The organism is Schinkia acidoalkalinis (assembly GCF_054301215.1).
The window spans coordinates 2907258-2930855 of sequence record NZ_CP182573.1 but is presented as its reverse complement, the minus strand read 5'-3'; the positions used below and the strand labels follow the sequence as shown (position 1 = coordinate 2930855).

Annotated in this window: 21 protein-coding genes and 2 riboswitches; of the genes, 5 read left to right on the top strand and 16 right to left on the bottom strand. The window is 38.5% G+C overall.

Features of this window, described 5'->3' with window-relative positions; all coding sequences use genetic code 11:
• The 10 genes from ACNQFZ_RS14840 to ACNQFZ_RS14795 form a co-directional block, all read right to left on the bottom strand.
• Complete coding sequence (locus ACNQFZ_RS14840) at positions 1-1560, bottom strand: long-chain-fatty-acid--CoA ligase (protein ID WP_458412110.1); 1560 nt, start codon at positions 1558-1560, stop codon at positions 1-3.
• Between the two features lie 15 nt (positions 1561-1575).
• Complete coding sequence (locus ACNQFZ_RS14835) at positions 1576-2424, bottom strand: 3-hydroxyacyl-CoA dehydrogenase NAD-binding domain-containing protein (protein WP_458412109.1); 849 nt, start codon at positions 2422-2424, stop codon at positions 1576-1578.
• 12 nt (positions 2425-2436) lie between these two features.
• Positions 2437-3201, bottom strand: coding sequence for an enoyl-CoA hydratase/isomerase family protein (locus tag ACNQFZ_RS14830; protein WP_458412108.1), 765 nt, complete (start codon positions 3199-3201; stop codon positions 2437-2439).
• Positions 3198-4061, bottom strand: coding sequence for a MetQ/NlpA family ABC transporter substrate-binding protein (locus tag ACNQFZ_RS14825; protein WP_458412107.1), 864 nt, complete (start codon positions 4059-4061; stop codon positions 3198-3200). Before ACNQFZ_RS14825 ends, ACNQFZ_RS14830 begins: the two co-directional genes overlap by 4 nt.
• Before the next feature lie 50 nt (positions 4062-4111).
• Entirely contained in the window at positions 4112-4777 is a 666-nt protein-coding gene (locus ACNQFZ_RS14820) for a methionine ABC transporter permease (protein WP_458412106.1), read from the bottom strand.
• Positions 4767-5780: a methionine ABC transporter ATP-binding protein gene (locus ACNQFZ_RS14815; protein WP_458412105.1), complete on the bottom strand. Its 1014-nt coding sequence runs from the start codon at positions 5778-5780 to the stop codon at positions 4767-4769. Before ACNQFZ_RS14815 ends, ACNQFZ_RS14820 begins: the two co-directional genes overlap by 11 nt.
• A gap of 147 nt (positions 5781-5927) precedes the next feature.
• The gene (locus tag ACNQFZ_RS14810) at positions 5928-6110 is read right to left on the bottom strand and encodes a YezD family protein (protein WP_458412104.1); all 183 of its coding nucleotides are present in this window, start codon (positions 6108-6110) and stop codon (positions 5928-5930) included.
• A gap of 84 nt (positions 6111-6194) precedes the next feature.
• A riboswitch (SAM riboswitch) is annotated at positions 6195-6299 on the bottom strand.
• Between the two features lie 102 nt (positions 6300-6401).
• Entirely contained in the window at positions 6402-6719 is a 318-nt protein-coding gene (locus ACNQFZ_RS14805) for a hypothetical protein (protein ID WP_458412103.1), read from the bottom strand.
• A gap of 135 nt (positions 6720-6854) precedes the next feature.
• Complete coding sequence (aspA, locus tag ACNQFZ_RS14800) at positions 6855-8318, bottom strand: aspartate ammonia-lyase (RefSeq protein ID WP_458412102.1); 1464 nt, start codon at positions 8316-8318, stop codon at positions 6855-6857.
• A gap of 155 nt (positions 8319-8473) precedes the next feature.
• Complete coding sequence (locus ACNQFZ_RS14795; RefSeq protein ID WP_458412101.1) at positions 8474-9787, bottom strand: anaerobic C4-dicarboxylate transporter family protein; 1314 nt, start codon at positions 9785-9787, stop codon at positions 8474-8476.
• A 207-nt stretch (positions 9788-9994) separates the two neighbouring features.
• On the opposite strand from ACNQFZ_RS14795, the gene ACNQFZ_RS14790 reads away from it, so the two are divergent.
• Positions 9995-11266, top strand: a complete 1272-nt coding sequence (locus ACNQFZ_RS14790; RefSeq protein WP_458412100.1) for an ATP-binding protein — start codon at positions 9995-9997, stop codon at positions 11264-11266.
• 5 nt (positions 11267-11271) lie between these two features.
• Complete coding sequence (locus ACNQFZ_RS14785; RefSeq protein ID WP_458412099.1) at positions 11272-12189, top strand: response regulator; 918 nt, start codon at positions 11272-11274, stop codon at positions 12187-12189.
• 42 nt (positions 12190-12231) lie between these two features.
• Here ACNQFZ_RS14785 and ppdK read toward each other — a convergent pair whose 3' ends face one another.
• From ppdK to ACNQFZ_RS14770, 3 genes are all read right to left on the bottom strand, one after another.
• Entirely contained in the window at positions 12232-14901 is a 2670-nt protein-coding gene (gene ppdK / locus ACNQFZ_RS14780) for a pyruvate, phosphate dikinase (protein WP_458412098.1), read from the bottom strand.
• Between the two features lie 2 nt (positions 14902-14903).
• Entirely contained in the window at positions 14904-15731 is an 828-nt protein-coding gene (locus tag ACNQFZ_RS14775; protein ID WP_458412097.1) for a pyruvate, water dikinase regulatory protein, read from the bottom strand.
• Positions 15732-15900: 169 nt separating this feature from the next.
• Entirely contained in the window at positions 15901-17280 is a 1380-nt protein-coding gene (locus tag ACNQFZ_RS14770) for an LLM class flavin-dependent oxidoreductase (RefSeq protein ID WP_458412096.1), read from the bottom strand.
• Positions 17281-17441: 161 nt separating this feature from the next.
• Positions 17442-17550: riboswitch (SAM riboswitch) on the bottom strand.
• A gap of 227 nt (positions 17551-17777) precedes the next feature.
• On the opposite strand from ACNQFZ_RS14770, the gene ACNQFZ_RS14765 reads away from it, so the two are divergent.
• On the top strand, positions 17778-18041 hold the full coding sequence (locus tag ACNQFZ_RS14765) for a hypothetical protein (protein ID WP_458412095.1): 264 nt from the start codon (positions 17778-17780) through the stop codon (positions 18039-18041).
• 127 nt (positions 18042-18168) lie between these two features.
• The gene (locus ACNQFZ_RS14760; RefSeq protein ID WP_458412094.1) at positions 18169-18876 is read left to right on the top strand and encodes a Crp/Fnr family transcriptional regulator; all 708 of its coding nucleotides are present in this window, start codon (positions 18169-18171) and stop codon (positions 18874-18876) included.
• Positions 18877-18935: 59 nt separating this feature from the next.
• Here ACNQFZ_RS14760 and ACNQFZ_RS14755 read toward each other — a convergent pair whose 3' ends face one another.
• Both ACNQFZ_RS14755 and ACNQFZ_RS14750 read right to left on the bottom strand, forming a co-directional pair.
• Positions 18936-19190 (bottom strand): amino acid decarboxylase, encoded by a 255-nt coding sequence (locus ACNQFZ_RS14755; RefSeq protein WP_458412093.1) that lies wholly within the window; start codon positions 19188-19190, stop codon positions 18936-18938.
• A complete protein-coding gene (locus tag ACNQFZ_RS14750) occupies positions 19183-20808 on the bottom strand; it encodes an EAL domain-containing protein (protein WP_458412092.1) in 1626 nt (541 codons plus the stop codon). The genes ACNQFZ_RS14755 and ACNQFZ_RS14750 overlap by 8 nt, the downstream gene beginning before the upstream one ends.
• Before the next feature lie 129 nt (positions 20809-20937).
• Between ACNQFZ_RS14750 and ACNQFZ_RS14745 the strand changes: the two genes are divergently transcribed.
• The gene (locus ACNQFZ_RS14745; RefSeq protein WP_458412091.1) at positions 20938-21387 is read left to right on the top strand and encodes a V4R domain-containing protein; all 450 of its coding nucleotides are present in this window, start codon (positions 20938-20940) and stop codon (positions 21385-21387) included.
• 85 nt (positions 21388-21472) lie between these two features.
• Here ACNQFZ_RS14745 and ACNQFZ_RS14740 read toward each other — a convergent pair whose 3' ends face one another.
• Entirely contained in the window at positions 21473-23581 is a 2109-nt protein-coding gene (locus ACNQFZ_RS14740; protein ID WP_458412090.1) for a methyl-accepting chemotaxis protein, read from the bottom strand.
• Positions 23582-23598 lie beyond the last annotated feature (17 nt).

Below are 23598 nucleotides of genomic sequence, written 5' to 3'. Positions count from 1 at the left end.
CTATACAATTTGTTCAGACTTTTTTTCCAGTGCAAATTTTTGAATCTTCCCGCTTGGTGTTTTCGGCAGGCTATCTAAAAACCGATATTTTCTCGGTCGTTTATACGGTGCTAGTTTTTCCCCATTTACTAAAAACTGATCAAGGTCGTTTGCCGTTAGTTGACTGCCTTGTTTTAAAACTACATGGCCGACAACAATTTGTCCCCATTTTGGATCCGGCTCACCGATTACGGCAACTTCAAGTACTTCGGGATGTTCTAATAGTTGATCTTCTACCTCCCGCGGGTAAATATTTTCCGCACCCGAGTTAATCATGTGATCGATGCGGTCGCGAATCCAAATATAACCTTCCTCATCAAGTGATCCTAAATCACCTGTATGATACCAGCCATAGGCGAGCGCATCTTTTGTTGCTTCCGGACGTTTATAATAGCCCTCCATGGCGCAAGGTCCCTTTACTAAAATTTCTCCGACTTCTCCAATATCACATAAGTCATCAGGATGTGTCGGTCCATTATGTTTTATTCTTGCAATCCGCACTTCATGCGTTAAAATAGCCTTACCTGCCGATCCGGCCTTTTGTAATTGTTCATCACTGTATAGAACCGACATTACCGGACCCATTTCAGTCGTCCCGAACATTTGCACAAGTCCAGCGTTTGTTCTTGCTTGAAAATCCCTTATCAGGACAGGTGCCATGGATGCGCCACCGTAGCCTAATAATCTTAGCTTCGATAGATCATATTTATCAAAATCATCATCATTTAAAAGCATGTTCACCATGGTTGGAGCAGCAAACATATGGGTAATCTTTGCATCTTCCAATGTTTTCAAAACAAGCTCCGTATCGAAATGATGAAGCAGAACATTGGTGGCCCCTACCTGTAACCTCGGTAAAAACGAAGTATGAAGCTCTGCCGTATGATTTAAAGGCGCAATGGTAAGTCCAATATCCTCCTTCGTGAATCCCTGACATTGCATCATTAAAAAATTGTGATGGATCATATCACGATGCTTGTGGATCACACCTTTTGGTTTACCAGTTGTTCCGCTCGTATACATCATAATGTAAGGATCATTTTCACTGACCGCAGCTGTTTCATAGCCTACACTTTGATTGATGAGCTCATAAAAATTATGTGAAAAAGGCGGCTCATTTTCATCAACATATATAAACTGGTTAACATTTACTCCCAATTCAGCCGTTTTTCGAACGGTTTCTGCAACAGCTTCTTCAAATAAAAGTACCGTCGATTCAGCATCCTTTAAGATGTACTGCAACTCATGTGCAGTCAATCTGTAATTAATTGGGTTAAAAATTGCACCGAGCTTTGCAGAGGCTAAGAGAGCAATGACAAATTCGCTCGTATTATACAAAAAAGTAGAGACAACACTTCCTTTTTGCACACCTAATTTCTGCAATGCCCCAGCAAAGCGATTGACTTTATCTCTAAGCTCATTATAGGTCCACTGTTGATTTTTTCTATCATATACAAGGGCAATCTTTTCCGGGAAATTTGCTGCAGACCAATCTATTAAACTACCAATCGTTACACTCATCCTACTCCCACCCTTTTATTTATATTCAAAAAAACCTTTCCCTGTCTTGCGGCCGAGATGACCTGCTCTTACCAATTTCCTCAACAATGGGGCTGATCTATATTTGGAGTCTTGCGTATTTTCATAGAGCGAATCTTGAACAAATAATAAAGTATCAAGCCCAATTAAATCGGCTAATGCTAAAGGACCAATAGGATGATTGGCGCCGAGCTTCATTCCCCGATCAATATCCTCTGCACTTGCCACCCCTTCTTGCAGTACAAAAATTGCTTCATTGATCATCGGAACTAAAATTCGGTTAACTGCAAACAATGGTGATTCATTTACCTCAATGGACTCTTTTCCAAGTGATAAAACAATCTCCTTCGTCTTCTCATACGTCTGTTCACTCGTATCATAGCCGCGAATTAATTCAACGAGCTTCATTACAGGTACCGGGTTAAAGAAGTGGCAGCCAATGACACGCGAAGGATTTTTGACGACACTCGCAACTTCCGTAATACTAAGTCCTGATGTATTGCTGGCAATGATCACTTCTTCACTGACAATGTGATTCATTTCTTTGAAGATATTCTTTTTTAAGTCAATATTTTCACTGACCGCTTCAATAATAAAATCAACATCTTTTAATTTCTGCCAATTTGTTGTTAATGTTAGCAGCTGCTCAAATTGTGTTTTCTTTTTCCCATCCAGCCTGCCCTTTTCAATCGCCCGCTCCCAGTTTTTCTGAATATGTTTGAAACCACGTGTAAAAAACTCATCTTCCTTTTCCAGGGCAACAACTTGATAGCCTCCCTCAACAAATACTTGGGCAATTCCCGATCCCATTGTCCCAAATCCAATTACTGCGATTTTTTTAGTCATTGTTCATATCTCCTATCTTTTTATAAAATTTGGTTGTCTTTTTTCTAGGAAGGCTGTTACACCTTCATTTTTATCAGCTGTATCACATAATTCCCCAAATAAACGGGCTTCCAATTCAAGGCCTGCTTGTAAAGGCAAATCAATTCCAGTCGTAATAGCATTTTTTGCGTGTGCAACAGCTAACGGTCCTCTTCTGGTAATTTTTTCAGCCCATTCTGTGGCCTTATCAAGCGCAGGTCCCTCTGTAATTTCTTCTACAAGGCCAAAGCGATAAGCATCTTCTGCTGTGAAAAACTCTCCGGAATAAATAATCTGTTTTGCTTTCCCGATGCCAATAAGCCGTGCTAGTCTTTGTGTTCCACCATATCCTGGAATGATTCCAAGCTTTACTTCTGGAAATCCAAATGTAGATTTAGTCGCGGCGATTCTAAAGTCACAGGCAAGCGCAAGCTCCAAACCACCTCCCAATGCAAAACCATCGATGGCAGCTATGACAGGCTGTGGCAAATTCTCAAGTTTGGTAAAAATGCTTTGTCCTCGTCTACACAGTGCTTCTCCAGATTCGCTATTTAGAGATGGAAATTCACGAATATCTGCACCTGCTACAAAAGCTTTTTCTCCTGCTCCCGAAATAATAACAACATCGATCTCACTATTGATTCCATCTAAAGCACTTGACAACTGCAATAATACTTCTTCGTCCAATGCATTCACCGGCGGTGCATCAATAGTGAGAATGGCAATCCGGTTTTTTGTTTCAAAATGTATTTTTGTCATTGTTTTTTCATCCAATCCGGTTTACTGTACCCTTGGAATTGTTCATCAATTACTTTCTCAAACTGGGCTGATTCTACTGCCTCACGAATATCCTTAACAAATGGAGCTTCTAAATCCTTTGTATTGACAACAACAAGATTCAAGTAATCCGCAGGAATGTTCTCAAGTTGAAGCGCATCTTGTAAGCGAAGCCCTGCCGCTAATGCAAAATTCCCATTTATGGCGGATAGGTCTGTGCTCTCTAAAGAGCGTGGTAATTGTGCAGCTTCAATTGGATGAAACACTAGATTCTTTGGATTTTCGATAATATCTTTTTCGGAAACAGTCAGTGCATTGGCGTTTTCATCAAATTTTATGAGACCAACATCTTGTAAGATTAAGAGCGCCCTTGCAAGATTCGTAGGATCATTGGGAATGGCAACTGTGCTCCCTTCCTTCACCTCATCAAGGGTTTTATATTTATTAGAGTAAATCCCCATTGGCACCGTAGGTACTGGCAACACTTCTGATAGATCTAATTGATTGTCTTTTGCGAAGGTCTCCATATAGATTTTGTGCTGATACAAATTCGCGTTCAATGACCCATTGCCAAGAGCTATATTCGGTTGGATGTAATCGCTGAACTCTACAACCTCTACCTTATAGCCTTTTTGTTCCAAAATTGGTTTAATAGCTTTACTAACCATATCGCTGTATGGACCAACGGTTGCACCTATTTTTAGTTCCTTACTATCCTCTGCTTTTTCCCCACTGACTGCCTTATTTTCCGCACCACTTGACCCGCAAGCTGATAAGATACTTAAAAGCAGTACAAGCGCCAACAATGGTAAAACAACTTGTTTATTAAAATTCTTCATCATTAACCCTCCATTCATTAATTTACATTAAATTTATATTCTTACTTGGTTTATTAGCGTTTATCTACAATCCTTGCGACTTTATCGCCCCCCAATTGAACAAATTGTACAAGCACGATTAAAATCACTATCGTTGTTACCATTACGGTGTTGTCATAACGGTAATAGCCAAATCGTATTGCCAAATCACCAATACCGCCACCGCCTACAATACCGGCCATTGCAGAATAGCCAACTAGACTAATAGTCGTAAGCGTCAGTCCTTGAATGATGCTCGGCTTTGCTTCTGGCAATAATACATCCTTAATAATCATCCAAGGTGTTGCACCAACTGCCACAGCGGCTTCAATCACCCCCTTATCGATTTCACGCAATGATGCCTCTACAATTCTTGCAAAGAAGGGTATTGCCGCAACAGACAATGAAACGGAGGCTGCTGTGGGTCCAATTGTTGTTCCTGTTATCAGCTTTGTGAACGGCAATAAGGCGACAAGCAAAATAATATAGGGAATGGAACGAACAATATTAACAAGAATCCCCACGAATGATTGAATGGGGGCATTTTCTAAAAATAAACCCCGATCTGTGACAAATAAAAGCAAACCTAATGGCAATCCTCCTGCAATTGCAACGGTTAAAGAAATGGCTACCATATAAATCGTTTGAAAGAAGGCCTTATTCAATTCCGGTAATAGAGTAATCATAGAATCAAGCAGCATAACCGAACACCTCCAATACCTCAACACGCGTTTTAATAAATTCAAGGGCGCGCTCGATTTCAGTTGCTTCACCTGTTACTTCGATAATGAAGATACCCAATGGTATTTCCTTAATATATTCAATTTTCCCATGCAGAATATTTCCCTTGATTTTATATTTTTGAAGCATATCAGACACAATTGATTCCTCGGCAACGGTCCCTTTAAAAATGATTTTGACAATCTTCCCTTTTTTATTGGCAATCAGACGATCCGGCAAATCAAATTGTAAAATCGTATTAATAAAGTCTTTTGTTAATGCCTGTTTCGGATTTGCAAATACTTCATATACTGTCCCTTCTTCAATGACCTTTCCATCCTGCATAACTGCTACCCTGTCACAGATTTCCTTTACCACTTCCATTTCATGGGTAATCAGAACAATCGTTAAGCCAAGCTCTTCATTAATCTTTTTTAATAGCTTTAGAATTGCCTTCGTCGTTGTTGGATCTAATGCTGATGTTGCCTCATCACAAAGTAGAACATGTGGTTCATTTGCCAGTGCTCTGGCAATAGCGACACGTTGCTTCTGACCGCCGCTTAATTGTGATGGAAAGGCATCCTTTTTATCCTCAAGACCTACCATCCTTAGGAGCTCCAAGACGCGACCACTGATTTCAGTCTTTGACCTTTGTGCAGCTTTTAACGCAAATGCTACATTTTCAAACACTGTCTTCGAACTTACTAGGCAGAAATGTTGAAAAATCATACCGATCTTAATCCTTGCTTTTCGCAGTTCTGCCTTATTTAACGATGTAAGCTCTACCTGCTCTATAAAAATTTCACCAGCTGTTGGTTTCTCCAATAAGTTTAAACAGCGTAGAAGTGAACTTTTACCAGCACCACTGTACCCAATAATGCCAAAGATTTCTCCTTTTTCAATTTTAAGTGAGACGTGGTCAACGCCTACTACTATACCTTTTTTTGAATGATAACTTTTGACTAGGTTTTTAATCTCAATCAAAATTTCCACCCCATTCTTTTATTTTGTAAGAGGCTTTAAGAGCTTTAAGACAACAAAAAAGCCCCTTAAGTTTTAGCACGTAAATACGTACAAGAAAACTAAAGGAGCCTTCGGCTGTCCGATCGGCAAGTATTAAGTTTTATCCACTTATTTTTCATGTTTGCTTGAACTTTTGCTTTTTTGTAGGGAAAAGCGATGTTTTTCAACTTTTTCAATTTGTGTCACCTGTGAATCATGAACAGTAATTTGAACGGTTCCAAACTCTAAATTTTCTAATGTATGAATAATTTTTTCAATTACCTGCTTGTCAATTCGTGTATTTAATGACAAACAAATCCACTCCTCCCACTTATTTAATTAATTAAAAAACCTCTTTCATTATGAAAGAGGTTTAATTAGACAATGTCATTTTCCACCTTATCTTTCAGAATGAAATCATTCTGCAGGAGTTAGCACCGTTCCATTATGGAGGTTGCCGGACGTCATTGGGCCTGTTCCCTCAGTCGCTCTTGATAAGTTAATTATGAAGTTGTGTTGTAATGTAATTTTATATTAAATCCAAGTATTCCGATTGTCAATATAAATTTTCCCATTATTTAAAATTATTGAAATTCCACTTACTTAATCATGCACCTGAAACTCAATTTTTCTTATATCCTGAATGACATGATCCAATAAATTCAAAAGGTTAGGGTCGTTTAAATGCTCAAATTTAGCTTTAAATTCATCGTGAATTTTATCGACGGCTACGTCGAAGTCCCTACGGTTGGTAACATCATTTTGTACTTCCATCATGACTAATGTCAGCAGCTTGTTGCGGACATTCACATAGTTTTCCAATTGTGATCCTGTTTCATCCGTCTCGACCGCTGTCGTTAATTTTTTACCTGTTTCACTGTTTAAATACGTTATCTTTTTTTTATTTACATTTTCCCCCATTATTTCATCCCCATTTCTAGTATTTTCTTAATTATACAAATTTTTAGTTAATTTATAAAGAAAATCATACTAGAAAATATATACACAAAAAATGAGACTGCTCCCAAAAGGGAACAGCCTCCTGCTTTACTTTGTTCAAATTGTAACAAGATTGTTATTTTTTTGTTCTTGATGATGCTCATCTAAAATTTCTTTCCCAGCGATGCCTGGATGTGTCATTTCAAATGGTTGTAAGATTGTATCAATTTCTTCAACTGTTAGTACGCCTCTTTCAAGAACGATTTCTCTTACAGGGCGTTTTGTTAGGATTGCTTCTCTAGCAATAGAAGCAGCTGTTTCATAACCAACATGTGGGTTAATAGCTGTTATGATACCAACACTATTATTCACATAGTCTTGCATTCTTTCTTTATTTGCTGTAATTCCGCTTAAACAATATTGGCGGAAGACAGTAAATACGTTTGTCATTACTTTAATTGACTGTAATAAGTTGAAGACAATGACTGGCTCCATAACGTTTAATTCGAATTGACCTGCTTCACAAGCCAATGTAATTGTTAAATCGTTGCCAGCTACCTGGAATGCACTTTGGTTTAATACTTCAGCCATTACTGGATTTACTTTACCTGGCATGATTGAAGATCCTGGTTGACGTGCAGGCAAGTTGATTTCTCCGAAACCACAACGTGGACCAGAAGTCATCATTCGTAAATCGTTTGCTACTTTGGACATATTAATCATACAGTTTTTGAGTGCTGCAGATACTTCCATATAGCAATCTGTGTTTTGTGTTCCATCTACTAGGTTTTGAGAGCCCTTTATAGATTGGCCACTATATTTCGCAAGGTAACCTACTACCTTTTCAATGTAATCAGGATCAGCATTCAAGCCTGTTCCAACGGCAGTAGCACCCATATTCACTTCAAGTAAATTTTCGCGAGTTCTGCTGATACGAGTAATGTCACGTCTTAACACACGCGCATAGGCTTCGAATTCTTGTCCTAAACGAATCGGTACTGCATCCTGAAGGTGTGTACGACCCATTTTGATAATATCATCAAACTCTTCAGCTTTTCTTAAAAACTCTGCATGTAATCCTTCCATCACTAGGAGAAGTTGATCTAATCTTGCAAGTGTTGATAGGTGAATCGCTGTTGGGAATGAATCATTAGTTGATTGTGCCATATTCACATGTGAATTTGGGCTAATCATTTTGTAGTTCCCTTTCTCTTCACCGATCATCTCTAATGCACGATTAGCAATCACTTCATTTGTATTCATATTAATTGATGTTCCCGCACCACCTTGTATTGGGTCAACTATGAAATACTCATGTAATTTTCCTTCAATAATTTCATCGGCAGCTTTTACAATCGCATTGGCAATCTTCTCATCAAGTTGTCCGATTTCACTATTTGCAAGGGCTGCACATTTTTTAACGATGGCCATTGCTTTAATTAACGCTTCATCTATTCTATACCCTGTAATTGGGAAGTTTTCAATTGCACGCATGGTTTGAACACCATAATAAGCATTGACTGGTACTTCTTTTTCTCCAAGAAAATCATGTTCTAAACGAAATTGTTTGTTTGTTCCCATTAGAGTTCTCTCCCTTAACATTTATAGTTAAAAAACTATATTAATCAAACCGGAAGTATTTACACCTTCATTATACTCCTATTATTTTTATAATCTAGTTATAAAATTATGTTTTAATTTTCAGTAATTAGCGATAATTGTAAATATATCATTACTTATAGAACGAAGGAGCTGATCAAAATACCGATTGCAATGGCACCAACCGTTGCAACTAAACCAGGCACCATGAAGCTATGGTTTAAAATATATTTGCCAATCCTAGTTGTTCCTGTGCGGTCAAAGTTGATTGCAGCTACGACAGTTGGATAGTTTGGAATAAAGAAGTATCCGTTTACTGCCGGGAACATGGCAATTAATAACGCTGGATTAATTCCAAGTGTCACACCTAGCGGCATTAATGTACGAACTGTTGCAGCTTGGCTATATAGCAAGATTGAAAGTGCAAATAATGCTACTGCGAATAACCAAGGGGCCGCTGTTACTAAATCAGAAATAGAGTTATTAATAAATTCGGCATTTCCCTTAAAGAATGTATCACCCATCCATGCGATACCAAAGATGGCCACAACAGCTGTGGCTCCTGCTTTAAAGACACTGCCTGAAACAATTTCTTCAACATTTGGTTTACATAAGATAATAATAAGTGCAGAAATGGTTAACATCACTATTTCAATTGCTACAGGCATTCCCATTCGAGTATATACTCCATCAATCGTCCAGCCTGGTCTTAAATTTTCAAATGAACCAAGGAGAACAACGAAAACTACAGCTAATAGGAATAATACAACTGAAAGCTTCGCACCTTTAGTAGCGACAAATGCTTTTTTATCCTTTTGAATCGGCGCAAGGCCTTCTTCTAAACGTTTTAAATAAATTGGATCATCTGGAAGCTCTTTGCCCATTTTACTTACAACAAAAGCGCCAATCATACATGCGATAAATGTTGATGGAATACAGATCAGTAAGATATCCGCTAGAGTAATTTTAAAATCTGCTAAAAGTGCAAGTACTGCAACAGTTGCTGCAGAGATTGGACTTGCAGTAATCGCTTGCTGTGAAGCAATAACGGCAATTGACATCGGTCTTTCAGGTCTTACACCAGATTCCCTTGAGACTTCGGCGATAACCGGTAATACAGAATATGCAACGTGTCCGGTTCCGGCACATAATGTAAACAAGTAAGTAATAATTGGTGCCATGAAGGTAATTCGCTTTGGATTTTTTCTTAGAGCTTTTTCAGCCACTGAAACAAGATACTCCATACCACCTGATGCCTGCAAGGATCCTGCTGCAGTAATAACCGCTAAAATCATAAGCATAACGTCAATTGGTGCAGAAGTTGGCTCTAGTCCAAACCCAAACACAAGAATCGCTAAGCCGACGCCACCCATTACTCCAAGGCCGACACCACCAAGCCTAGCACCGATAAATATACAAGCTAACAGAATAATAAATTGAACCCAGAACATCGTTTTTCCCTCCTATCTGTACTTAAGTTAAATATTGCTAAGGAATTACTATCTTTATTACACTTAAAAGATAACAACCGCCCTACAAAAAACTACAAAAAGCCTCAATATGTATAAACTGTCCAAAAAAATGTCATATTTAAAAAAGCTATCCAACTGATAATTCATTAAAATATACGTAGATGGTAGAAACTGAGGGAAAATATCATGAGAGAAAAACTATTCATATACCTAATCATGGCTATTAGTGTGCCGCTTGCAGGAGAATTTAAATTTTATCCTTTTACAGGCGACCTGCGGGTGAGTCTTGGGACACCAGTGTTTTTTCTTTTTTTGCTTTGGTCGAAAAAGATTCATCCTGTGCTGGCAGGTTTTATTGTTGGAAACAGTGTTGTTCTTTTTCGCATTCTTCTTGAAGCACTATGGAATGACCCGTTCTTATGGAATGAAGCAATTCCATTACATGTTCCAGTCTTTTTCTATTACATGACTTTTGCTTGTTTATTTCTTCTATTAAAAGTCAAAACATTTTACGATAGACCCTTCTTTATCGGAGTTCTTGGGGTTGTTATTGAAATAGCCTCAAGCCTAATGGAAATTGCCATGCGGTCACTTTTTTCTGACAACCCTTTAACTTTCCAAAACTTTATGGTAATAGGAATGATTGCAATTTTTCGGAGTTTTTTTGTACTAGGTTTTTTCAACATTATTATTATTCGTGAAGCCAAACTTGCTGAAGAAGAGCAAAGGAAAAGAAATGAGCATTTGCTAATGCACATTTCTAATTTATATGTCGAAAGTATTCAACTAAAGAAATCTATGAAAAATGCCGAAGAGGTTACGCAAGCCTGTTACAACTTATATAGAAATATGAAAGAAGCCTACCCTAGCAATTCTTTTACAACCTCAGTACTTGCGATTGCCGGCCAGGTTCATGAAATAAAAAAGGACAATCAACGGGTACATGCTGGTTTATCAAAATTAATGGAAAAGGAAAATCTTAATGATTTTATGACGTTGGCAGAGATTGTTGCCATCATCGTAACTACGAATCAGCGTTATGCTCAGGTCTTAGGAAAGACGATTGAATTTGCTGTTGATATAAAGGGGGAGCACGAGCCTTATCACACCTTTCTGCTCCTTTCCATTATTAATAATCTTGTATCCAATGCAGTTGAAGCCTGCAAAGCAATAGGACATATCTCACTATCTATTTCAAAAATGGAGGATCAACTTGTAATGGAAATTTCAGATGATGGAACTGGTATTGCCGCTAAGCATAAAGAGTTGATTTTTGAACCTGGATTTACAACAAAATATAATGAGACCGGCATAGCCTCTAATGGCATTGGCTTAACATTTGTAAAAGATGTAGTTGGACATTTAAATGGTAGCATCCAGTTACAAAACGCTGAAGGTATTATGAATACCTCCTTTATCATTCAGCTTCCGATTGAACAATTAATGGAAAGAGGGTAAATAAATTGCGATTTTTTCTTGCCGATGATGATGCATCCATCCGCGCGATGCTTACCGATATTATAGAAGAGGAACAATTGGGAACGATAGAGGGGGAGGCGAATGATGGCATAGAAGTAACCGATCCTCTATTAAATGCCAAAAACATTGATATTTTAATTATTGATTTATTAATGCCAAAGCGTGATGGAATTGAAACAATCCGTCAAATTGGACCCGCTTTTCAAGGGAAGGTCGTTATGATTTCCCAAGTAGAAATAAAAGAGCTAATTGGGGAAGCCTATTCTCTTGGGATTGAATATTATATAACCAAACCTATTAATAGGCTCGAAGTCATCAATGTATTAACAAAAGTAAAGGAGCGAATTCTCCTTGAACGTTCTATTCAAAACATTCAACAGTCCTTAAATCTGCTAAATAAAACAACCTTTGGTGTTCCTGCAAGCCGAAGCGCACATCAGAGGGTCAATAAGATTTCTGACTCAGCTAAATATATCCTATTAGACTTGGGAATTCTTAGTGAAGGCGGACATAAAGATTTATTGGATATTTTAGAAGTATTACAGGCGCACGAACTCGAAGGTCATTCCGAAATTCCCCCTCTAAAGGATCTTTTTGAAGAAGTTGCTTCAAAAAGGCTCGGCTCCTTAGATTGCGAACAAATTACAAAGGAAGCAAAAGCATCAGAGCAAAGGGTAAGACGCGCGATTCATCAGTCCCTTACACATATTGCCTCCTTGGGAGTAGATGACTTTTCAAATCCCACCTTTGAGCATTATGCGAGCGCCTATTTTGATTTTCCACAAGTACGGATGAAAATGCTCGAACTCCAGGGCAAACAGCCCGATGTAAGTGGGCATGCAAGAATTAATATTAAGAAGTTTATTCAGGTGTTGTATATGGAAGTGCATCAAGAAGAATAAAGGAAGCAGCGACATTCTCCTGCTTCCTTTTTCTTGACTTATTTACTTTTGAGAAGCAAGCGAAACGATTGCATCCTCTTTACGAATCGTAGCTTGTGCAGCCGCAAGTCTTGCCAAAGGCACACGATAAGGAGAGCAGCTAACATAATCAAGCCCTGCATTGTAGCAGAATTCAATCGATTGTTTTTCACCGCCATGTTCACCACAAATACCGGTTTTTAATGTAGGATTTGTCCGTCTTCCCATGGTAACCCCGGTTTCAACAAGCTTTCCGACACCTTCTTGGTCAAGCACAACAAATGGGTTTTCCGGAAGAACTTTTTGACTTACATAAGCTTGTAAAAACTTTCCTTCCGCATCATCACGGCTAAAGCCAAAGGTCGTTTGTGTTAAATCGTTCGTTCCGAATGAGAAGAAATCAGCTTCCTCAGCTATTTTGTCAGCTGTCAAGGCAGCACGTGGAATTTCTATCATTGTACCAATAAGGTAATGGAATTCCCTTCCTGTTTCTTCTTGAACCTGGGCGGCAGCATTCACAACAAGCTGGCGCATTTCCCTCAATTCATTTACATGACCGACAAGTGGAATCATAATTTCCGATTTTACTGCCAAGCCTTTATCCATTAGTTTTGCAATCGCATAAAATATCGCTTTTGCTTGCATTTCATAGATTTCCGGATGAATCATGCCTAGTCGGCAACCGCGGAGCCCGAGCATTGGATTAAATTCAGTAAGCTGGTTTACTTTCTTAAGCAGCCTTTCCTTCTCGACAAGTTCATCACTGTTTGGGTCTGTCAGTTGTAGCTTCGTCACTTCCACTAAAAGCTCTTCTTTGTCCGGTAAAAATTCATGTAAAGGTGGATCCAACAAGCGAATCGTAACAGGCAAGCCTTGCATCGCCTCAAAAATCCCCTCAAAATCACCCTGTTGCATTGGTAAGAGCTTATCTAAAGCCTCTTTACGCTCTACGAAGTTTTCAGCAAGTATCATTTTTTGGACAATTGGAATCCGTTTGCTATCCATAAACATATGCTCTGTGCGGCATAGACCAATTCCGCCAGCACCAAAATCAAATGCTTTTTTCGCATCTACAGGATTATCAGCATTAGCACGGACACCGAGCTTTCTCGTTTCATCTGCCCACTCTAAGAGAAGCTTAAATTCAGCGGAAAGCTCTGGATCAATCATTGGAATCTTGCCAAGCATGATTTCTCCAGTACCACCATCAATCGTAATCACATCACCATGACCCACAATCGTATCACCAACAATAAACTGCTTTTTACCTAGATCGATTTTCAAGTCCTCACAGCCACAGATACAGGCTTTTCCCATACCTCGAGCAACAACAGCTGCATGGCTCGTCATCCCGCCACGGCTTGTTACAACGGCTTGAGCCGCAACAATGCCATGAATATCGTCCGGTGTTGTTTCCGGTCGGACTAGGATCACTTTTTTCCCTTCATTTCCTAAAACCTCTGCTTCATCCGCATCAAAAACAACTTCACCTGTAGCTGCACCTGGTGACGCTGGCAACCCTTTTGTAAGAAGAGTTCGTTCAACTGTATCATCAAGGCGGCGATGCAGCAGTTGATTTAACTGATCGGGGTCTACACGGAGAATGGCAGTCCTTTTATCAATGATCCCCTCTTCCACCATATCAACAGCTATGGTAATCGCTGCCTGAGCCGTTCTTTTTCCAGTTCGCGTTTGCAGCATAAACAATTTGCCTCTTTCAACGGTAAATTCAATGTCCTGCATATCTTTATAATGCTGCTCAAGCTGGCGACAAGTATCGGCAAATTGCTGGAATACTCCAGGCATTTCATTTTGCAAAGTTAAGATTGGCTTAGGTGTACGAATCCCGGCTACAACATCTTCCCCTTGGGCATTAATTAAGTATTCGCCATAGAGAACTGGCTCGCCCGTAGAAGGGTTACGAGTGAAGGCCACACCTGTTCCAGAATCATCGCCCATATTACCGAACACCATCATTTGAATGTTGACCGCAGTTCCTAAGTGCTCAGGAATTTTATTCAAGCGGCGATAAACAATGGCCCGCTGATTATTCCATGAATCAAAAACGGAGTTAATGGAAAGGAATAACTGTTCCTTTGGATCCTGTGGAAAATCCTTTTTCGTACGTTTTTTTACAATATCCTTGTATCCTTTAATGACTTCCTGCCAGTCCTCGGCCGTTAGCTCCGGATCCGATGTATAGCCTTTTTGCTCCCTGTATTCTTCTAAAAGCTGTTCAAAGAAGTACACATCAACACCAAGAACAACATCGGAAAACATTTGGATGAAGCGGCGATAGGAATCATATGCGAAACGCGGATTGTCTGTTAAAGCAGCCATTCCCTTAACTGTCTCATCATTCATTCCAAGATTGAGCACCGTATCCATCATTCCAGGCATCGAGAACACAGCACCTGATCGTACAGATACTAAAAGAGGTTTTTTTAGATCACCTAATCGTTTTCCTGTTTGTTCCTCAAGCTGCTGGAGTGCTACCAAAATTTGGTCCTGTACTTCCGGTGCGATTGTTTTCCCTGCATCATAATAGGCATTACATGCTTCTGTCGTAATTGTAAAACCGGATGGCACAGGAAGGCCAATTCTTGTCATTTCCGCCAAGTTAGCGCCTTTTCCTCCCAAAAGCTCCTTCATACCAGCGTTTCCTTCATTAAAGAGATACACGTACTTTTTCACAATCAAGAACTCCTCTCTTTTTTCAAAATATCTAAAATATAATCAGCGGTTTCTTCAATGGCCTTATCGGAAACATTAATAATGGGACAGCCGATTCGCTTCATTATTTCCTCAGCATAGTCCAATTCTTCAAGAATCCGTTCAAAACTCGCATAATTCGCTCCAGATTTTAAGCCGAGATTCTTTAGGCGTTCTTTTCGAATAGCATTCAGTTTGTCCGGGGAAATAATTAAACCGACACATTTGTTTCTCGGTATCTTAAAAAGCTCTTCAGGCGGTTTAACCTCTGGTACTAACGGAACATTGGCAACTTTATAGCGTTTATGTGCCAGATACATTGAAAGCGGCGTTTTTGATGTACGGGAAACGCCGGCTAAAACGATATCGGCATTCAAAATCCCCCGTGGGTCGCGGCCATCATCGTACTTAACGGCAAACTCAATCGCCTCAATTTTCCGGAAGTAATCATCATCTAACTTTCGCATCAGTTTTGGTTCATAATTTGGCTTTTTGTTGAACTTTTTTTCAAAAGCATCCATTAGTGGATTTAGTAAATCAATGGCATAAACGCCTTCATCTTTTGCTCTTTTATCCAAGTATTCCTTTAAAGTTGGAATGACTATTGTATAGGCAATAATTGATGGGCTTTGCAGTGCCATTGCCAATAAATCCTCAATATCTTCAAAACTCTCTACATACGTATGCCGTTTAATCTCAATAAAACCACTATTAAATTGTGTTGCCACAGCTTTTACTACAAATTCGGCCGTCTCACCAACCGAATCTGAGACAATATGGATGATCTCTTTATCTTTTAAAATAGACCTCACATCCTTTCTGCCATCTGCTTGTTTCGAGTCTTTTGACAAGTCTTGCTACTATTTTACATATTTATTGTAATATATTTCTAAAAACTTTACTTACACTTTTATGACAAAATTAAAAATTTTAGACAGCAAAAAAGAAACAGGGAACCCTGTCCCTGCTTCTTTTTCTTTATTAAACGATGCTTTTTGTAATCTGAAATTTAGATCCCGGGTGATTTTCCGGTAAGGAGCCATTCCCTTGACCAAATAGTTTTTCTCGATAGGTGCCTTCTTCATAATCTGTTTGAACAAGACCTCTTTCTTGTAAAATTGGAATCACGTAAGTAATAAAATCCTTTATTGTGCCAGGGGCAAGGGCATAGGCGATATTAAACCCATCAATCCCAGTCGTCCGAATCCAATGCTCCATTTCATCAGCAATTTGTTCAGGTGTACCTACGGCAACTGGGCCAAAACCACCAACCCCTGTTTCTAAAGCAATTTCTCGAACAGTCCATTTTTTATTCGGATTTGCTTTTGTATATCCCTCAAGAACAGATTGAATTGCATCTGTTTCAATATATTCTAATTCTTGGTCAGGATCATATTTTGAAAAATCGATTCCTGTCCACCCACCTAGAAGGGCAAGCGCACCTTCATAGCTAATATATTTTTTTAATTCCTCATATTTTTCTTTTGCTTGTTCTTCTGTCTCACCAACAATTGGCGTGAAGATTGTAAAGATTTTAATATCATCCTCACTTCTTCCTTGGACTTTTGCTTCCTCTCTTAATCTCTTAACATTGTTGCCGACAATTTCTGGACTTAGCCCATTTAAGAAGATGCACTCAGCGTGTCTCGCCGCAAATTCACGGCCTTTTGTTGATGTGCCCGCTTGGAAAAGTACAGGCGTTCTTTGTGGCGATGGCTCATTTAGATGTATTCCCTGTACATTGAAGTATTTACCCGCATGGTTGATGGCATGCACTTTTCTTGGGTCCGCATAAATTCTTCTTGTTTTATCTTTTATAACTGCATCAGCTTCCCAGCTTCCTTCCCAAAGCTTATAGCAGACCTCTATAAACTCTTCAGCGATATTGTAGCGTTCATCATGGGCTATTTGCTTGGTCAATCCAAAACTTTTGGCTGCACTGTTTAAATACGAGGTCACAATATTCCAAGAGATCCGCCCTTTTGTAATATGATCCAATGTTGACAATCTATGTGCCAGCATATATGGGTATTCGTAGGTTAAGGCATAGGTTACACCGAATCCTAAATGTTTCGTTGCATGGGACATTGCCGAAATAATTAATAACGGATCATTAACAGGGACCTGAACAGCGCTCGCAATGGCTGCATCTGGCTTTCCTTCATAAACATCATAAACGCCAACAACATCAGCAAGAAAAAGTCCGTCAAACCTCCCTTTCTCCAATAACTGGGCTAATTCAACCCAATATTCAATTTCAGCATAACGCTGGGACTCATCCTCTGGATGTGTCCATAACCCTGGTGATTGGTGACCGATACAATTCATATCAAATGCATTTAAATAAATTCTTTTTCCCATTATAATCTCCCCTTTATAGATAAGTTTTCTAATCCGAAAAGTTGGTTTATTAATAATAAATGATTAGGTTTTTACGACATTCAGTAATGGCATTAAAAAAGCCCTCCTCTCAAAGTTGATGAGAGAAGGGGCTTACATCTTCGATAAAAGTACGTCCTTCATTCTCATCTTCGGAATCTTCATGTTATTCCTCTGAAATTGGCACCGTGCAGAATTTTGCCGGTTGCCGAGGCTTCGCAGGGTCAGTCCCTCCACCTCTCTGGATAAGAATTAATACATATTAAATTAATTACTTTACATAAATTTACTCTCCTCTCATAAATTAGTCAATAGTTTTTAGAAGATTTTAAATTTTACCACTACACTTTTATTCGTTTCTCTTCGACAAATTCCTTATTTTTTCAAAAATATGTGACATTGTTAACTCCACTATTGAATGGTTTTTCCTATAATATAGATATGATAAATGTTAATAGTACATATTTGAGGTGAGTACGTTGATTCGAAAATTATCTAACCGTGATTTAGTTGCTCAAATTGAAAGTATTTTAACAGTACAAAAGAAGGATCGAAGCTTCTTTAATAATGAAAAAATTGAAGACATTTATTTTGAGTTGATTGAAGAAGAAAAAACAAGAATTAAATTAGGACTTCGCAATAGCTTAGAGCTATTTTTATTGACTGTTTTAATTAAAGAAAAACTATATATGATTGGGTTTAAAGATTCCATAAAATTCTTCAGCAAAAGACTACTTCATTAATCTCACACCCACATAATCTACCTCATGGTGATTTATATCACGACATCCAAGAATTTTACACAGTACATTAGAAATGGACTTCAATGGAATTTGTTGAAGAAATACTTACAAGGGAAGGAACATTACTATGTGCTGCACCCAAAATTGCCATCATCAGTTATCCTGTTTGAGCCTTGTTCCGGTTTTTCAAGGAATGCTGGATAAGGAGCTTGAAACATTACAAGCTGTTACAAAGAGCAGTTGTTACAAAAAAGGAGAATTCATTTTTCGTGAGGGCGAAAGTTCTGATAAGCTTTTCATCGTTCATGAAGGGTTAATAAAGTTAACTAAGCTTAACGAGGAAGGAAAAGAACAAATTATTCGCCTGTTATTTTCCGGGGATTTTTTCGGTCAATTTGCCTTGCTGCAAAATAGCAATCATTATGCAAATGCCGTGACTCTTGAACAGACCACCATTTGCTCAATTGAAAAGCAGACTTTTTTACATACATTAGAAAAGAATCCAACGATGGCACTACACTTTATTAACGCCTTAAATAATCGATTGTTTGTTGCCGATGAGTGGATGAGTCTACTTAGCTTAACGGAAGTTGAAAAACGGTTGGCGCGGATTATTTTGCAGTTTTTGGAGAAAGGAAACATTGTAAATAATCAGTTTCGCCTACCCATTTCCAAAAAGGATTTGGCTGCCCTGATTGGAACAACACCAGAAACTTTAAGCCGGAAGTTACTATTATTTACAGAACAAAAAATTATTGCAGTAAAACAGCATAGAGACATTCAGGTAATCAATCTACATAAGCTTAAAGACCTTGCTGGCTTATCTATTGATTAAAAAAAGGGGAGTAAACACGTAAACAGACTCCCCTTTCGGATAAAGAACAGTGTTTTTACCTATTCTTCGTTAATTTTTACAGCCATAAGACGAAAATGCTGTGGCGCGATTTCATTAATGATTGCATTCATACCTAATGCGCTTAAGGCATTGATTAATGGTTGCGGACGAAGTGGCAAATGGATTTCAAAAATTGTCCCATTTGGGGAACTTTTTACATAATCCAAGATTTCACCTCGTGGATGTTCCCCCCTTAAAATATTTTCTCGTACATCAATAATTGCTTTATTTCCTTCTACTTTAATATCAAGCATTTTTCTCCACCACCTGGTTCGTATTCTTTAGAAAATCGATGACACTATCAGACTTTAGCGGTCTGCTAAAATAATAGCCTTGAATTGCATCACAAGATGACCTTTTCACATAAGACAGTTGTTTGTATGTTTCCACCCCTTCAGCAATAACGTTTAACTTTAAGTCATGGGCCATGGTTGTAATGGCCGCAGTAAGTGCCTTGCTGCTAGGGTTTGTGTCTATATCAAATATAAAAGAGCGATCGATTTTTAGTGTATCAACCGGTAATTTTTTTAAATAATTCAATGATGAGTAGCCTGTGCCGAAATCATCAATTGAAAGGAGTACGCCTATATCCTTTAACTGCTGCAGCAAAGAAATGGCTGAATCAATATCGTGAATTAAGACGCGTTCGGTAAGCTCAAGCTCTAGATACTCTGGATTTATACCAGTTTCATGAATAACTGACTGTATTTTTTCAACGAAATTTTTTTGCAAAAATTGCTGCGCTGATAAATTGACCGCCATTCGCAAAGGACCGAACCCCGCTCTTTCCAATTCCTTTATTTTTAAGCAGGCATTTTTCAAGACCCAATCGCTAATCGGCAAAATCAATCCAGTCTCCTCCGCAATTGGAATGAATTCAGAGGGAGGAATATTTCCTAAGTCAGGATGACTCCATCTTAAAAGAGCTTCAAATCCGATAATTCTTTCATTCTTTAAATCTAATTGTGGTTGAAAATTCAATGATAACTCATTTTTCTCCAAAGCTTTACGCAGATTATTTTCAATGATGAGACGTTCAAAACTACCGGCATTTACCTCTACATTTGCTTTTTCGTATTGATTCCGCCCTTTTTTCTTTGCCCGATACATCGCAGAGTCGGCATTTGTTAGAAGGATTTCCTCATCGTCCCCATCATAAGGGAACAAGCTGATGCCAATACTTGATGAAATGTGAATCTCAATTTCGTGCAATGTAAAAGGAATGGAAAAGTCGGCTACAATTTGTTTAGCAATAGTTTCAGCTTCGTTCTCTGAAGATAGATTTTGTAAAATACAAACGAATTCGTCTCCACCCATTCTTGCTAAGATATGCCCCTCGCCAATACTCCTCTTGAGTCTCTCTGTAGCTTGCTGCAGCAATAAATCTCCATACGAATGGCCCAACGTGTCATTGACAAACTTAAAGCGGTCAAGGTCTATATAGAGAACAGCAAAAAGTTGTTCATTCTTTTTGGAGTTCACTAGGATTTGTTTTAAATGGTTTTGTAATAAATAGCGGTTAGGCAGCTTTGTTAAGGGATCCAACCCGCTTTTCTGAAAACCTGAAAACAGTAGGATTGCATTGTCTGTCTCTCCTGAAGGGCCTTTGATCGGATTTACTACGAGCCACTTGGTATGCAAATTGCTATTTTTTAGTTTGACATCCACTGCCCCTTGCCAATTATTTATTGGATTTACAGTAAGATTTAAAAGCATATTTATATCTGAATGGTATACATCATTCTCTCGATAACCGCTCATTTTGAAGAAAGCAGCATTCGCAAATTGAATACAACCATCGCTATTTACGATGAGAATACCATCACTAAATTGTTCAAGCGCTTCTTTATATGGCATTGGCGCTGTTTTCAAGGCTCCACCTCCAGTTACAATCCTGCTCATGTCCTTATGATACTGCGATTATTTTGTAAAGTAATTGATTTAAATCAAGGTTTTTATTTTTGAGAACGTTTATCATTATAAAAAGGAGGGCGTATACATATGAATTTATTTACTTTTGATGATATGAAAAAGATAAAACGTCAAACCTTGGGGAATTCGGTCCCTTTGGAGCTTTTTCGGTCGGTACGGTTAATCGGTATGTACCAAGGACTGCCGATGAAAGGGAAAAACACGACGATGACAGTGGGACGGAAGATTGGGGAAAGTATGCAGGCTTCCTCCTTAGAAGAAATCCTTGAACTTTTTGAGCAGTTAAAAATTGGGATTCCACGTGTAATTTCGAAAACCGAAAATGAACTTCATATTGCGATTGAGGATTGCTTTTGCGAAGGACTTCCCGTCCACGAAGGAAATATGGTTTGCGATTTGGAAGGAGCCATTTTAGAAGGAGCACTTTCTAGCATTTACAATGGGGAAATCCATGTCCGCGAGATCAAATGTAATGTCAATGGTGATGAGGATTGCGAATATAAGATTAAGTTTATGTAGCAAGGTCAGGCTCCACCACCACTACTTCTTCCAGTGGGGGCCTGACCTATTGTTACGCCATTAAATTCTGATAGAATTTGTACTCTTATGATACTTTAAATTTTCTAATTTCATTTCGAAGGTCTTCCGCCAATTTAGCCAATGCTTGCGAACTTGCCGATATTTCCTCAACAGTTGCCGATTGTTCTTCAGCAGAGGCTGCCACCTCTTCTGCTGATGCCGCTGTATCTTCAATGATGCTAACAACTACTTGAGTCGATTGTAGAACTTCATCCGCATTTTCCCCTAAACTTAATAAGATTTGATGGAGGTCTTGCACGCTTCCTTCAGTTTCTTCCACGTTTCGGACAATCTCTTTAAGAGATTCGCCTCCCTTCTGAATGATATTTACTTGGCCTTGAACAGCTGTCAAATTACTCTCCATTGTTCGCACTGTTTCTGAAGTTTCCGCTTGAATAGAATCAATTAACGCAACAATTTGACCTGCTGCCGTATTGGATTGCTCAGCTAATTTTTTCACTTCAGCTGCTACAACTGCAAAGCCTTTGCCCTGCTCTCCTGCTCTCGCTGCCTCAATTGCTGCATTTAGCGCTAATAAATTCGTCTGATCCGCAATCTCTGTGATTACTTTAATGATGCCTCCGATTTCAGTAGATCTTTTTCCAAGGTTTTCAATTGAATCTGTAGCAAATTGAACTGTACGCGTCACATCACCCAAATGACGAATGGCTTCTGAAATTGCTGCATTTCCCTCACTTGCAAAGTGGGTAGATGCCTTTGCCTGCTTCAATGTTTCGGTTACTTTAACTCCGCCAGCATCAACCTGTGATTTTGTATTTCTAACCATCTCCAAAATGGTTGTTGTATGATCTGATTGTTCTGTTGCACCTGTAGCAACACCGTTAATCGTGCTGGCTATCTGTACCGAAGTCTGTTCTGTTTCATCAGCACTAGCGGAAAGTTGTTCAGAGGAGCTTGCTAATTGCTCAACCGCTTCTTGACTCTTTTTAATCATCGCAGAGAAGGAATCAGCCATATGATTGAAGGCATCCCCAACTAACCGTAGCTCATCATTTGAGTTTACATTTGTTTTTACTGTCAAATTCCCTTTGGCCATTTCTGAAGAGGTATCTACTAAAGAAGTAACCGTTTCTTTTACAGACATAAAAAATGAAATGACTAAATAACCTGCTATAAGAAATAGAGCCAATACAATCATCGAAAGCACCATTTTTTTCATTTCCAACTGCTTTACTTGATCTATTAAAAGCTTATCTAAAACCTTTGTTTCAAGATCATACAAAGCAAAATTTGCATCAATGGACTTCGTTGCTAAAGTATAAAACTGACTTGATTCGATGCCTACAGTTTTGATTATTTCATTCTCAAATACATCTAGGAAATGCGTTGTTGCTTGCTGTGAAGCTGCGTAGGTTTGTTCTAAACTCTTACCTAACATAGGATCCTCAGCTTGAATAATGTTATAATCTCTTTCTATATTTTTAGAAATATCACGAATCGAACTTGTATAGGAAATAAGCTGCATCTTCTCATCAACAGTAAGGACTTTTTTAGCTGCAGCAACTGTACCTTTAGCCCGAGCCTGCCCCATTGTTTCGGTTAACAATGGCAATTGATTGATAATCGAATCTCTTAAATAACTCTCCTTTAATTGAGGAACAGTTGTAAGCTTCGATGAATCAGATGTATCTTTTATTAATTCAATTGTTTTTAACGTAGTCTCTGTATGCTCGTTAAAACTTTCTTTCGTATTCATTGTTGAAAAAATAGTAGCAGCAATGTTGCTCCACTTATTTTTAAGTTCATCCCAATGCTTTGTCGTATTAAATTTAGAACCTACTACCTTATCAATTTCATCAATTTTCTTTACTTGATCTGCCAACTGTTTTTCCTTTTCGAGCATTTGCTCTTTAAATGCATCATTACCGTTTAAAAAACCCGCAGACAGGCCGCGATGCTGCTGAGTATATTGCAAAAAGGTTTTTATTTCATTATTATATTTTGCTCCTTCCACCGCGTCCTTTGCTTGATCGATATCATGGTCCAATTCTTGAAGCAAAAAATACGAAAGAAGGACTAATGGAATAAGAACTAGTAGGGCTAAAACAGTAAATTTACCAGAGAATTTAAATTTATTTATTATATAAGATCCAGGAGCAAATATCCATTTCATCAACATCTTCCTCCAAT

What these genes read in the sequence shown, in the direction of transcription:
- ACNQFZ_RS14840 (WP_458412110.1), bottom strand. Translation starts at nt 1,560, where the DNA reads ATGAGTGTAACGATTGGTAGTTTAATAGATTGGTCTGCAGCAAATTTC.
- ACNQFZ_RS14790 (WP_458412100.1), top strand. Translation starts at nt 9,995, where the DNA reads ATGAGAGAAAAACTATTCATATACCTAATCATGGCTATTAGTGTGCCG.
- aspA (WP_458412102.1), bottom strand. Translation starts at nt 8,318, where the DNA reads ATGGGAACAAACAAACAATTTCGTTTAGAACATGATTTTCTTGGAGAA.
- ACNQFZ_RS14760 (WP_458412094.1), top strand. Translation starts at nt 18,169, where the DNA reads ATGTGCTGCACCCAAAATTGCCATCATCAGTTATCCTGTTTGAGCCTT.
- ACNQFZ_RS14835 (WP_458412109.1), bottom strand. Translation starts at nt 2,424, where the DNA reads ATGACTAAAAAAATCGCAGTAATTGGATTTGGGACAATGGGATCGGGA.
- ACNQFZ_RS14745 (WP_458412091.1), top strand. Translation starts at nt 20,938, where the DNA reads ATGAATTTATTTACTTTTGATGATATGAAAAAGATAAAACGTCAAACC.
- ACNQFZ_RS14740 (WP_458412090.1), bottom strand. Translation starts at nt 23,581, where the DNA reads ATGAAATGGATATTTGCTCCTGGATCTTATATAATAAATAAATTTAAA.
- ACNQFZ_RS14795 (WP_458412101.1), bottom strand. Translation starts at nt 9,787, where the DNA reads ATGTTCTGGGTTCAATTTATTATTCTGTTAGCTTGTATATTTATCGGT.
- ACNQFZ_RS14820 (WP_458412106.1), bottom strand. Translation starts at nt 4,777, where the DNA reads ATGCTGCTTGATTCTATGATTACTCTATTACCGGAATTGAATAAGGCC.
- ACNQFZ_RS14825 (WP_458412107.1), bottom strand. Translation starts at nt 4,061, where the DNA reads ATGATGAAGAATTTTAATAAACAAGTTGTTTTACCATTGTTGGCGCTT.
- ACNQFZ_RS14830 (WP_458412108.1), bottom strand. Translation starts at nt 3,201, where the DNA reads ATGACAAAAATACATTTTGAAACAAAAAACCGGATTGCCATTCTCACT.
- ACNQFZ_RS14770 (WP_458412096.1), bottom strand. Translation starts at nt 17,280, where the DNA reads ATGGGAAAAAGAATTTATTTAAATGCATTTGATATGAATTGTATCGGT.
- ACNQFZ_RS14805 (WP_458412103.1), bottom strand. Translation starts at nt 6,719, where the DNA reads ATGGGGGAAAATGTAAATAAAAAAAAGATAACGTATTTAAACAGTGAA.
- ACNQFZ_RS14755 (WP_458412093.1), bottom strand. Translation starts at nt 19,190, where the DNA reads ATGCTTGATATTAAAGTAGAAGGAAATAAAGCAATTATTGATGTACGA.